The following is a 12,179-nucleotide window of genomic DNA, read 5'->3' as shown; positions in this document are numbered from 1 at the left end:
CTCCCAGGAGTGCAGACAACGTTGTCAAATGGTGGTGCAGGGTCCAGTAGGTCGCCAAGGGACCCGTGATGTCAAGGATGTTGACACCGCTGGTCACAGAAGGGGAGGGCGGCGGGCTTCCGGGTGCCGGTGCGCCGCGCTGAGCGGGCGTCTGCCGAACTCCCTTGCCGGGGGCGGCGGTTCAGGTGAGCAGGCGTACCGCGAGCCGCGTCATGGGGCCCTCCAGGGCCTTCAGCCCCTCGATGTCGTCCGCGACGAGGTGGGCCGTCACCAGCTGGGCGACGGCGGCCACCACAGCCTCGCAGGCGAAGCGGTCCTCCTCGGACTCGACGCCGAAGACCTCGGCCATCGCCGCCACGAAGAGCGACTGGGCCTGCCTGCGGTGCTCCAGGACCTCGGGCCCGGCCGCGTACACCTCCACCAGGAACAGGCGGGCGAGGGCGGGCTGCGCGGCGAGGGTGCCGAGGTAGCCGCGCAGCAGGTCGCGGAAGACCTCCTCGGGGGCGCGGCCCGAGTCGGGGACCGTCATCCGCAGCTGGTTGAAGATCTCCAGGGCGGTGTCGAGGCCCTGCAGAAAGCAGTCCTGCTTGGAGCGGAACTGCTGGTAGAAGGTCTCCCGGGACACCCCCGCGCGCCGGATGATCTCGGCCACGGAGGTGCCCACGTACCCCTTCTGCATCATGGTCTCGGCCATCGCGGCCAGCATCCGGCCGCGCTGCGAGGCGACGACCTGCTCCCGGGACAGGCGGTGCCGGCCACTGGGCAGCGGTCCGGAACTCACCTGGTCCTGAGAGGTCTCAGCCACGGGGTCTGCCTCCGCGTCGGGGGTCGGGCTCCAGCCGGAGCGTGCCGATCGTGGTGGCCAGCATCTGGTAGTGGCCGACGAGCAGCAGGAATTCGATCGTAGCGGGCTCGTCCAGATGCTCCCGCAGCCGCTTCCAGGCCGCCTCGTCCAGATCGCGCTTGTCCTCCAGCTGGTCGACGGCCGCGAGCAGGGCGCGCTCCCGCGGACCCCAGCCCGGGGCGTCCGGTCCCTCCTGGATCCGCCGGATGTCCTCGCGGCCGAGGCCCGCCCGGCGCCCGAGCCGGACGTGGTGCGTGAACTCGTAGGCGCAGTCGCGCAGATGGGCGGTGCGCAGGATGACCAGCTCCGACTCGCGGCGCGGCAGCTTTCCGCCGGGCATCAGCCGCCCGGCGAAGCGCAGCCAGCCCCAGAACAGCCGCCGGTGGCGGCCGAGCACCAGGAAGAGCGCGGGCGGCCGGGTGCCGCTCACCAGGCCGGCGATCCGGCTGAAGCCCCAGATGACCCGGCCGACCTCGGCGCGCGAGCCGGGGCGGATACGGGGCCCGCTCACCGGGCACCGCCGGTGAGCCCGGTGAGCCCGGCGCCGCCGCCCTGCTCCGGCCGTCTCCTGGTGCTCTCGCCCGGGGCGTCGAGCACCCGGTCGGCGAGGGCGCCGAGGCCCCGCATCGCCGCCCGGTACAGCGGCGGCGCCCAGCGCTCCGCGTGGTGCAGGGCGCGTACCGCGGGGGAGGTGTGCACCAGGTACCGGTTGTCGCGCACCCCGTCCCAGATCGCGGCCGCCACCGCCTCGGGGCTCGCCGCCACCCGCCGGAAGAGGCGGTGGAACCTGCGGTACGAGGCGCTCTGCGTGTCGGCGCCCACGATCCGCACCGTCTCGGTCAGCGGGGTGTCCACGGCGCCCGGGCAGACCAGGCTCACCCCGATCCCGTGCTTCCGCAGGTCGAAGCGGAGCACCTCGGAGACCCCGCGGAGCCCGAACTTCCCGGCGCTGTACGCGGCGTGCCGGGGCAGGCCGAGCAGTCCGGCCGCCGAGGAGACGTTGACCAGGTGGCCGCCGTGCCCCGCCGCGATCATCGGCGGCAGGAACTGCTCGATGACATGGATCGGGCCCATCAGGTTGACCTCGACCATCGCGCGCCAGTCGGCGGGCCCGAGGTCCTGCACGGTGCCCCAGGTGGAGATCCCGGCGATGTTCATGACGATGTCCATCGGGCCCGCCTCGGCGTGGAAGTGGGCGGCCAGCGCCTCGACCTGGGACGGGTCGGTGAGGTCCGCGGCCAGCGCGTGGCAGCCCGTCGCGCGCCCCTGCTCCCGGATCTCCTTGACGGTACGGGTGAGCCCGGCCTCGTCGAGGTCGGTGAGGAAGAGTTCGGCGCCCTCGGCGGCGGCGAGCAGCGCGGTGGCCCGGCCGATGCCGCCCGCCGCGCCGGTGAGGAGAACCCGTCGGCCACTGAGGTTGTGCAGTTCGGGTCGTTTCATGCGGGGCACCCTAACGTTGGCGAACGATGGTGTACATGAAAGGTGTTCAGCTGTCCGCGGCGGCCGGTCCGGTGCCGCCCCGGCGGCCGTGCCGGGGCACGGCCCAACCCGTGGCCCGCCCCCGTCGGGAGCGGGCCACGGGCCGGCGACTCCGGTCCCCCGCACCGGAGTTCAGCGCCGCGGCACCTCGGCGGTGAGCGGTTTCCCGCCCGGCTGCTCGATGCGCACCTGGTGCTCCAGGTGGCCGCCGGTCAGCAGGACCAGACCGAGGGCGGGGGAGACGCAGACCGTCCGCCGCAGGGTCACGCTCCGGCCGCCCTTCAGCGGGTCGAGCCGTACCGGCTTCGCCTCGGTGGCGCCCCAGTCGTGCCCGAGCGCGCCGAAGGTGTGGGTACGGAAGGAGAGTGCGGCGTCCTTCACGGTGCCCTTGCCGGTGTTGGCCAGGGTCAGGCCGACCTTCTCGCACCAGGGTTTGTCGCCCCGCTCCCGCTCCGGCGAGCGGATCCTCAGCACCTCGGCGGGGTCCGGCTTCGAGGGCGGCTCGGTGCCGGGGCCGTCCGAGGGCGGGTCCGGTTCCGCGGGGTGGTCCGGATCCGGCTCTCCGGAGGGCGGATCGGCCGGGGTGCCCGGCTGCTGGCCCGGATCGTCCGGCTGCTGACCGGAGCCGTCCGGCTGCCGGCCGGGCTTCGCGGGCGAGGGCGGCTTCTCGTCGCCGGTGGCCGGGGGACGGCCCTTCTCCGGGTCGACGGCGGCGCCCGGCCCGGGTCCCGAGGTGATGCCGAGCCCGTCCACGAGGAGTTCGTCCGTGGTGACCAGGGCCTGCTCGGCCTTCACCTCGGTCATGAAGACGAAGGGCGGGATGATCGGGGGCGTGGGCAGCGTCTCGGGCGAGAAGCTGAGGCAGAGGATGCCCTCGATGCAGCCGGAGAACTTCTTCATGTAGAGGGTGACATGGCCGCGCATCTCCAGGTCGTCCGCGGTCAGCTGCTCGTGCGCGGCCCCCGGATCACGGGTGGTCATCCGGTAGTTCTCCAGCGAGGCGGCCGCCATCCGCAGCACGATCACCTTCATCGGGCCCTGGGCGGTGGGCAGTTCGGTGATCCCGGAGAGCGCGAAGCCCTTCGGGGCGAACCGGGTGGTGGTGATGGCGGCGGGCACCGCACCGGCCTGCGGCGCCCCCGCCGCGAGCCGGGCCTCCACGCGACCGGCGGCCTTTGCGCGCCCATCGGAGTCCGCGCGCCCACCGGAGTCCGCGCGCCCGCCGGGGTCCGCCGCCCGCGCCTCGGGCGCCCCGGAGCCGAGCAGCGCCGCGAGCAGGGCGAAGGGCAGCAGTACGGCGAGGGTGCCGCGGACCTTGCGGTCCTCCCGGGCGCCACCGGGGGTGCTCTTCTCCCCGGCCCCGCCCTCGCTCCCGGCGGGGTCGGCGGGATCGGCGGCCGGGGTCCAGCCGAAGCCCAGGGCGCTGCCCGCGATGCCGAGCACGGTGCCGAGGACGAAGCCGCCGAGGTTGGTCGCCGCGAAGGAGAGCACGGACAGGAGCAGGGCGTTGAGGCTGACGTAGGCGCGGGCGTGCGGGGCGGCCCAGAGGAAGGCGCCCGCCAGGATCAGGGCGAGCCCGATCCCGATGGCGGCGATCCCGCCGATGCCTAGGCTGATCAGGACGCCGATGGGGGAGAGCGGCACGAGCAGCAGCTCGGCGCCCGCGGCCATCAGCAGCAGCCCGCCCCAGAAGGGCCGCCGCCCGCGCCAGTCGCGGAAGGCGGCCCGCGCCCCGGGCAGCGGCAGGCGGGCGTCCAGCCTCTCGCCCCAGCGGCGGCGGGCGGAGCCGCGCCTGCCCTCGCCCGCCGTGCGGCGCACGGTCCTCAGTAGCATCCCTTGCCGCCCAGGCCGACGTTGATCTTCATGCCGTTGAGCTTGAAGTTGCCGCCCACGGCCGACCAGGCACGCGAGCGCACCCCGGACACCTCGACCCCCTCCACCTGCAGGCCGAAGCTGCCGCGCTTGCCCTTCACCCCCGGTACGGCGTCCAGGGTGGAGGCGTCCCGGCCGATCTGGGCGCTGCGGAAGCGCGAGTCGCCGGAGAGGTCGTCGGCGTCGATGACCAGCTTGTCCGCGGTGACCTCGCCGGCCTTGCCCCCGGCGCGGAGCCGGAAGACGACCGTGCCGATCGGGGTCTTCACCCGGGTCGACTGGCAGATGTCGGAGAGCTTCACGTCGTTGAGGGCCAGCAGGGACACCGGGTGCCCGCTGCCGTCCACGGAGCGGTCCACGTCCACGTACGAGGCGAGTCCGTCGCTGGTCAGTTTTCCGGAGCTGACCTGGAAGTTGGTCCCCGAGACCGCGAAGTTCGCGGCCAGCGCGCCCTCGGACATCATCACCGCCAGCGCGCCCACGGCGAGGAAGCCGGGTATCGCGAGGGCGGCCGTCCTGCGCCACGAGGTACGGCCCTGTGGTCTGCGGGGGGTGGGCCCACCGCTGGATTCATCGCGCACAACTGCCTCCCGAAGCCGTTGCAGGTTGCCGGACAGTATTGGCGAACAGTCATGTACATGGAAGACCGTTGACGTACATGAATCCCTGTTCCTGCGAGCGGCGTCCTCGGCCGGGATCTTCGGGGAACCGGCCGCGGGCCGCCTTGCCTTGGGACTCTGAACACAAGCCGCCCCGCGGCCCCGCGGGGGAAAGCGCTCGCCGGGCCGCCCGGCCGCGGAGTCCTCCGCCCCTCGTCAGGGCGGCGGATCGAGGTGTTCCGGCATGTCGCGGGCGACGGAAGTCCAGGTGAAACGTGAACAAGAGTCCAGGTACTGGATCGCCTCAAGGACTTGACGCCCAATACCAGAAGAGCGGAGCTTGGTCTTCACAACTTGTAAGCGCCGCGGGCCCCTGCGCGTTCTTGCGTCTCGGACCCCGGTCACGGGCGGCACCCGGTGCCGCCGGGAACGGGCAGGAGTGGATGAGTCGATGGAGACTCCGGGGTCGCAGTCGTCGCTGCACCGGGCAAATCTGGAGCGGGTCGTACGCGCCGTACGCCTCGCGGGTTCGCTCACGCAGGCCGAGATCGCGCGTACGACAGGCCTGTCCGCCGCGACCGTCTCCAATATCGTCCGGGAGCTGAAGGACGGCGGCACGGTCGAGGTCACCCCGACCTCGGCGGGCGGCCGCCGGGCCCGCAGCGTCTCGCTCAGCGGCGACGCGGGCATCGTCATCGGCGTCGACTTCGGCCACGAGCACCTGCGGGTGGCGATCGGCAACCTCGCGCACCAGGTGCTCGCCGAGGAGTCCGAGCCGCTCGACGTGGACGCCTCCGCCGCGCAGGGCTTCGACCGCGCCGAGGAGCTGGTCTCCCGGCTGATCGGCGAGACCGGCGTGGACCGCGCCAAGATCGCCGGGGTGGGCCTCGGCGTCCCCGGGCCCATCGACGTGGAGTCCGGCACCCTCGGCTCCACCTCGATCCTGCCGGGCTGGTCCGGCACCCGGCCCGCCGAGGAGATGCGCGGGCGGCTCGGGGTGCCGGTGCACGTGGACAACGACGCGAACCTCGGCGCCCTCGGCGAACTGGTCTGGGGCAGCGGCCGCGGGGTGCGCGACCTCGCGTACATCAAGGTGGCCAGCGGTGTCGGCGCCGGGCTCGTGATCAGCGGCAAGATCTACCGGGGGCCGGGCGGCACCGCCGGGGAGATCGGGCACATCACGCTGGACGAGGCGGGGCCGGTGTGCCGCTGCGGCAACCGCGGCTGCCTGGAGACCTTCACCGCCGCCCGGTACGTGCTGCCGCTGCTCCAGGCGAGCCACGGCACCGAGCTGACCATGGGGCGGGTGGTGCGGCTCGCCAGGGACGGCGATCCGGGCTGCCGCCGGGTGGTCGCCGACGTCGGCCGCCACATCGGCAGCGGTGTGGCAAATCTTTGCAATCTCCTGAACCCCAGCCGGGTAGTGCTCGGGGGTGACCTCGCGGAGGCCGGGGAGCTCGTCCTCGGGCCCATCCGGGAGTCCGTCGGGCGCTATGCGATCCCGAGCGCGGCACGGCAGCTCTCCGTGCTCCCGGGGGCACTTGGCGGCCGTGCGGAGGTGCTGGGCGCGCTTGCTCTGGCGCTGAGCGAGATGGGCGATTCCGCCCTGCTCGACGGCTCTCTCCAGGCTTCACTGCCAGCCTTCACTTAGTTCACGTATGGCACCGTTGTCATCTCGTTAAGGATTTACTCCTTGACGACGACCTCGCGGCCGAGTTGACTTCCAGCCACCTCGGCCGCGACGACGCGGCCTCGTGTCAGGGAGGCACCCCAGATGAACGCAATGGCGCGTCGCGCCGTCATAGGCACGGTCGCGGTTTCCATGGCACTGGCGACGGCCGCGTGCGGCAAGGCCGGCGACGGTGACAAGGCCGACGGTGGTGACGGTAAGACCATCGGTCTGCTCCTGCCGGAGAACAAGACCACGCGGTACGAGACCTTCGACCGTCCGATCATGGAAGCGAAGATCAAGTCGCTGTGTTCGGACTGCGAGGTCAAGTACAACAACGCCTCGCAGGACACCGAGACCCAGAAGAAGCAGTTCGAGGCGCTGCTCACGCAGGGCGTCAAGGTGATCATCCTCGACTCGGTCGACTACAAGGCCACCAAGTCCTGGGTGAAGAAGGCCAAGGACCAGGGCGTCAAGGTGGTGGCCTACGACCGCCTCGCCGAGGGCCCGCTCGCCGCCTACGTCTCCTACGACAACGAGAAGATCGGCCGCCTCCAGGGCGAGGGTCTGGTCAAGGCGCTCGGCGACGACGCCAAGAACAGCGATGTCGTGATGATCAACGGCTCGCCGACCGACCCGAACGCCCCCTTCTTCAAGCGCGGCGCGCACTCGGTGCTCGACAGCAAGGTCAAGAAGATCGTCTACGAGCAGGACATCCCGGACTGGTCCCCGGACGAGGCCAACCGGAAGATGGCCAGCGCGATCGACAGCAAGGGCAAGGACGGCTTCCAGGCCGTCTACTCCGCCAACGACGGCATGGCGGGCGGCATCATCACCGCCCTCAAGCAGCGCGGCATCAAGGTCCCGGTCGGCGGCCAGGACGCCGAACTCGCGGGCCTGCAGCGCCTGTTGAAGGGCGACCAGACCTTCACCATCTACAAGCAGATCAAGCCCGAGGCGGAGACCACCGCGGAGATCGCGGTGCGCCTGCTCAAGGGCGAGAAGCTGGGCGCGCTCACCGACACCAAGGTCGACAGCCTGAGCGGCGAGTTCAAGAGCATCCCGGCCAAGCTGTACGACGCCCAGGTCATCACCAAGGACGACATCGCCGACACCATCGTCCGGGACAAGGTCTACAAGGCCTCCGAGATCTGCACGCCGAAGTACAAGAAGTACTGCGACGAGGCCGGGATCAAGTAACCACCCCACCGGGCGAGGCCGTTCGACGGCCGGGCCGCCCGGCTCCCGGTGCCCGTCCCCTCCGCCGCGCGCGGAGCGGGACGGGCACCGTCCCCCGCACAGCATCAAGCGCTCCGGCCGGGGCGCTCCCGTCCCGCCGGTGAGGCGGTGAAGGAGATGATTCACGTGTCCGCTACGCCCGTGCTGGCGTTGCGCGGAGTCTCCAAGCGGTTCGGTGCCGTCCAGGCACTCACCGACGTAGACCTGGAGATCCACGCCGGCGAGGTGGTCGCCCTCGTCGGCGACAACGGCGCAGGCAAGTCGACCCTCGTCAAGACGATCTCGGGCGTCCACCCGATCGACGAGGGCGGTATCGAGTGGGAGGGCAGGCCGGTACGCATCGGCCGCCCGCAGGACGCCCAGCACCTCGGCGTCGCCACCGTCTACCAGGACCTCGCGCTCTGCGACAACCTCGACGTGGTCGCCAACCTCTTCCTCGGCAACGAGCTGCGCCAGGTCCAGGTGCTCGACGAGATCGGCATGGAGAAGCGCGCCAAGGAGCTCCTGCACACCCTCTCGATCCGCATCCCGAGCGTGCGCATCCCGGTCGCCTCGCTCTCCGGCGGCCAGCGCCAGGTGGTGGCGATCGCCCGCGCCCTGATCGGCGACCCGAAGGTGGTCATCCTCGACGAGCCGACCGCCGCCCTCGGCGTCGAGCAGACCGCCCAGGTGCTCGACCTGGTGGAGCGGCTGCGCGAGCGCGGCCACGGCGTGATCCTCATCAGCCACAACATGGAGGACGTGCGCGCCGTCGCCGACCGGGTCGCGGTGCTGCGCCTCGGCCGCAACAACGGTGTCTTCAGCGTCCGCGACACCTCCCACGAAGAGATCATCGCCGCGATCACCGGCGCCACGGACAACGCCGTCACCCGTCGCAAGGCGCGGACGCTCACGAAGGAGGACGCGCGATGAGCGACCTCGCCAAGAACTCCGCGCAGCCGCAGGAGACCGCCACCGCGGTGAAGGACCCGGCCGACCCGGCCGCCGGGGGATCGGCGGCGCCCATCCCCGCCGTGGACCCGCGCCTGCTCGTGCGCGAGCAGGGCCTCAAGGGCTACGGGACCGAGTTCGTCCGCAAGATCCGCGGCGGTGAACTCGGCTCGCTGCCCGTGGTGGTGGGCCTGATCGTCATCGCGATCATCTTCCAGGCGAAGAACGACAGCTTCCTGTCGGCGAGCAGCCTCGCCAACATCGCCGTCTTCACCTCCGGCCTCGGCATCATGGCCGTCGGCATCGTCTTCGTCCTGCTGCTCGGCGAGATCGACCTCTCGGTCGGCTCGGTGGCCGGACTCGGCGCCGCGATCTGGGCGGTGCTCAGCGTCAACCACGGCTGGAGCGACTGGACCGCGGTGCTCTTCGCGGTCGTCTGCGGACTGGTCATCGGCGCCCTGCACGGCGTCTTCTTCGCCAAGGTCGGCGTGCCCGCCTTCGTGGTCACCCTCGCGGGCTTCCTCGGCTGGAGCGGACTGCAGATCTGGCTGATGGGCTCCGAGGGCAGCATCAACACGCCCGAGGGCAGCATCGTCGAGAACCTCACCAGCCACTACTTCGCCGACAAGGCCGTCGGCTACGGGGTCGCCCTCGTCGCCGTCCTCGCCTACGCGGCCTCGCTGCTGTGGGAGACCCGCCGCCGCCGCGCCGCCGACCTGCCCTCCCGCCCGGTCAGCGAGATCGTGCTGCGCACCGCCGTCGTCGCGGTGATCTCCTTCGTCGTCGCCTACGAGCTGAACGAGCCGGAGGGCGCCCGCGGCCTGCCGCTCGCCCTGGTGCTCTTCCTCGCGGTCCTGGTGATCGCCGACTTCGTCGCCCGGCGCACCACCTTCGGCCGCAAGGTCTTCGCGGTCGGCGGCAACGCCGAGGCGGCCCGCCGCGCCGGTATCAACGTCGACATGATCCGGATCGCCGTCTTCGGCATCTCCGGGATGCTCGCCGCCTTCGGCGGCCTGTTCATCGCCAGCACCGCCGGCGGCGCCACCAAGAACCTCGGCTCCGGCAACACCCTGATGCTGGTCATCGCGGCGGCCGTGATCGGCGGCACCAGCCTCTTCGGCGGCCGGGGCAAGGTCTGGTCGGCCCTGCTCGGCATGCTCGTGCTGCAGTCCATCCAGCAGGGCCTGAACCTGCTCGGCATGGCGAGCGAGATCCAGTACATGATCACCGGCGCGGTGCTGCTCGCCGCCGTCGTCATCGACTCGGTCTCCCGCCGCACGCAGAAGACCGCGGGACGCGCCTGACCCCGGGGCCCGTGGCCCGAACCCGGCAGTGCCCCGCGCCGCACCGGCGCGGGGCACCGCCGTGTGCGGGCACCGCGCGGCCCGAATCGACCGCCCGCCCTTCATGGACGAACGCGAAACATTAGACTCCTTGGATCCGGAAGACGTGAGGATCCGGAAAAACGCTCGAAGAGCCCTAAGCGCAAGGAGGCACGGGTGCCGCTGCTGACCCGCATCACGGGACCGCGCGATCTGGACCGGCTCAGCCAGGAGCAGCTCGACCAGCTGGCCGCAGAGATCCGGACCTTCCTGGTCGAGGCGGTGTCGAAGACCGGCGGCCACCTCGGCCCCAACCTCGGTGTGGTCGAGCTCACCCTCGCCCTGCACCGCACCTTCGACTCGCCCCGGGACAAGGTCCTCTTCGACACCGGCCACCAGTCGTACGTGCACAAGCTGCTCACCGGCCGCCAGGACTTCGCGGGGCTGCGCGCCAAGGGCGGCCTGTCCGGCTACCCCTCGCGCGCCGAGTCCGCGCACGACGTCATCGAGAACTCGCACGCCTCCACCGTGCTCGGCTGGGCCGACGGGCTCGCCAAGGCCAACCAGGTGCGCGGCAAGGACGACCACGTGGTCGCGGTCATCGGGGACGGCGCCCTCACCGGCGGCATGGCCTGGGAGGCGCTGAACAACATCGCCGCCGCCAAGGACCGCCCGCTGGTCATCGTCGTCAACGACAACGAGCGCTCCTACGCCCCGACCATCGGCGGCCTCGCGACCCACCTGGCCACCCTGCGCACCACCGACGGCTACGAGCGCTTCCTCGCCCGCGGCAAGGACCTCCTGGAGCGCACCCCGGTCCTCGGCCGCCCGCTCTACGACACCCTGCACGGCGCGAAGAAGGGCCTGAAGGACTTCATCGCCCCGCAGGGCATGTTCGAGGACCTCGGCCTGAAGTACGTCGGCCCCATCGACGGCCACGACATCGAGGCCCTGGAGTCGGCGCTCACCCGCGCCAAGGGCTTCGGCGGCCCGGTCATCGTGCACTGCATCACCGAGAAGGGCCGCGGCTACAAGCACGCCGAGCAGGACGAGGCCGACCGCTTCCACGGCATCGGCCCGATCCACCCCGACACCGGACTGCCCACCAAGGCCGCCGGTCTCGACTGGACCTCCGTCTTCGGCGAGGAGATGGTCAAGCTCGGCCACGAGCGCGAGGACATCGTCGCCATCACCGCCGCGATGCTCCAGCCGGTCGGCCTGAAGAAGTTCGCCGAGGCCTTCCCGGACCGCATCTACGACGTGGGCATCGCCGAGCAGCACGCCGCGGTCTCCGCCGCGGGCCTGGCCACCGGCGGACTGCACCCGGTCTTCGCCGTCTACGCCACCTTCCTCAACCGCGCCTTCGACCAGCTCCTGATGGACGTGGCCCTGCACAGGTGCGGCGTCACCTTCGTCCTGGACCGGGCCGGGGTCACCGGCAGCGACGGCGCCTCGCACAACGGCATGTGGGACATGTCGATCCTGCAGTGCGTGCCCGGGGTGCGGATCGCCGCCCCGCGCGACGCCGAGCAGGTGCGCAAGCAGCTGCGCGAGGCCGTCGCGGTGGACGACGCGCCGACCGTGGTGCGCTACTCCAAGGGCGCCGTGGGGCCCTCCGTCGAGGCGGTCGGCAGGGTCGGCGGCATGGACGTGCTGCGCAAGCCCGCGGGCGGCAAGCCGGACGTGCTCCTGGTCTCCGTCGGCGCGCTCGCCCCGATGTGCCTGGAGATCGCCGCCCTCCTGGACAAGCAGGGCATCTCCACCACCGTCGTCGACCCGCGCTGGGTCAAGCCCGTCGACGAGGCGCTCGCCCCGCTCGCCGAGCAGCACCGGGTCGTCGTCACCGTCGAGGACAACTCCCGTGCGGGCGGCGTCGGTTCGGCCGTCTCGCAGGCGCTGCGCGACGCCGGGGTGGACGTGCCGCTGCGCGACTTCGGCATCCCGCCGCGCTTCCTCGACCACGCCAGCCGCGGCGAGATCCTGACCGAGATCGGCCTCACCGCGCCCGACATCGCCCGCCAGGTCACCGGTCTGGTGGCCAAGCTCGACGGCCGCTACGACGCCCCGGACAACGCCTCGCAGACGGTCGAGCCCGCCCGCGACTGACCCCTCGGAGCGGACCGGCGGGCCCGTCGCCCGCCGGTCCGCTCCGGACGGGCCCCGGGCCGGTCCCCGCACCCTGTACGGGTGGTTGGGACCGGCCCATTCGCGTGAATCGGGCCGTT

Annotated in this window: 10 protein-coding genes; 5 read left to right on the top strand and 5 right to left on the bottom strand. The window is 71.9% G+C overall.

Annotated elements, in window-relative coordinates; all coding sequences use genetic code 11:
- Positions 1 to 181 precede the first annotated feature (181 nt).
- The 5 genes from MID12_RS03155 to MID12_RS03135 form a co-directional block, all read right to left on the bottom strand.
- A complete protein-coding gene (locus tag MID12_RS03155; RefSeq protein ID WP_205616925.1) occupies positions 182 to 805 on the bottom strand; it encodes a TetR/AcrR family transcriptional regulator in 624 nt (207 codons plus the stop codon).
- A complete protein-coding gene (locus MID12_RS03150) occupies positions 798 to 1,355 on the bottom strand; it encodes a carboxymuconolactone decarboxylase family protein (protein WP_263164724.1) in 558 nt (185 codons plus the stop codon). The genes MID12_RS03155 and MID12_RS03150 overlap by 8 nt, the downstream gene beginning before the upstream one ends.
- The gene (locus MID12_RS03145; RefSeq protein ID WP_052482075.1) at positions 1,352 to 2,284 is read right to left on the bottom strand and encodes an SDR family oxidoreductase; all 933 of its coding nucleotides are present in this window, start codon (positions 2,282 to 2,284) and stop codon (positions 1,352 to 1,354) included. Before MID12_RS03145 ends, MID12_RS03150 begins: the two co-directional genes overlap by 4 nt.
- A gap of 171 nt (positions 2,285 to 2,455) precedes the next feature.
- Positions 2,456 to 4,141, bottom strand: a complete 1,686-nt coding sequence (locus MID12_RS03140) for a DUF6114 domain-containing protein (protein ID WP_263164722.1) — start codon at positions 4,139 to 4,141, stop codon at positions 2,456 to 2,458.
- A gap of 5 nt (positions 4,142 to 4,146) precedes the next feature.
- Positions 4,147 to 4,776: a DUF6230 family protein gene (locus MID12_RS03135; protein WP_040246593.1), complete on the bottom strand. Its 630-nt coding sequence runs from the start codon at positions 4,774 to 4,776 to the stop codon at positions 4,147 to 4,149.
- Positions 4,777 to 5,245: 469 nt separating this feature from the next.
- Between MID12_RS03135 and MID12_RS03130 the strand changes: the two genes are divergently transcribed.
- The 5 genes from MID12_RS03130 (at position 5,246) to dxs (ending at position 12,060) form a co-directional block, all read left to right on the top strand.
- Entirely contained in the window at positions 5,246 to 6,445 is a 1,200-nt protein-coding gene (locus MID12_RS03130; protein WP_040246591.1) for an ROK family transcriptional regulator, read from the top strand.
- 171 nt (positions 6,446 to 6,616) lie between these two features.
- The gene (locus MID12_RS03125; protein ID WP_078844704.1) at positions 6,617 to 7,663 is read left to right on the top strand and encodes a substrate-binding domain-containing protein; all 1,047 of its coding nucleotides are present in this window, start codon (positions 6,617 to 6,619) and stop codon (positions 7,661 to 7,663) included.
- Positions 7,664 to 7,819: 156 nt separating this feature from the next.
- Positions 7,820 to 8,614, top strand: a complete 795-nt coding sequence (locus tag MID12_RS03120; RefSeq protein ID WP_078844703.1) for an ATP-binding cassette domain-containing protein — start codon at positions 7,820 to 7,822, stop codon at positions 8,612 to 8,614.
- Entirely contained in the window at positions 8,611 to 9,936 is a 1,326-nt protein-coding gene (locus MID12_RS03115; protein WP_040246587.1) for a sugar ABC transporter permease, read from the top strand. The genes MID12_RS03120 and MID12_RS03115 overlap by 4 nt, the downstream gene beginning before the upstream one ends.
- Before the next feature lie 195 nt (positions 9,937 to 10,131).
- Positions 10,132 to 12,060 carry a 1-deoxy-D-xylulose-5-phosphate synthase gene (gene dxs / locus MID12_RS03110; RefSeq protein ID WP_040246586.1) on the top strand — a complete coding sequence of 643 codons (1,929 nt, stop codon included), beginning with the start codon at positions 10,132 to 10,134 and terminating at the stop codon, positions 12,058 to 12,060.
- Positions 12,061 to 12,179: the final 119 nt, after the last annotated feature.

Origin of the sequence: Streptomyces sp. SCSIO ZS0520, assembly GCF_025643355.1 — a bacterium.
GTDB lineage: Bacteria > Actinomycetota > Actinomycetes > Streptomycetales > Streptomycetaceae > Streptomyces > Streptomyces physcomitrii.
Note: the sequence above shows the minus strand (reverse complement) of the source record. Positions and strands in the feature narration are given on the sequence as shown.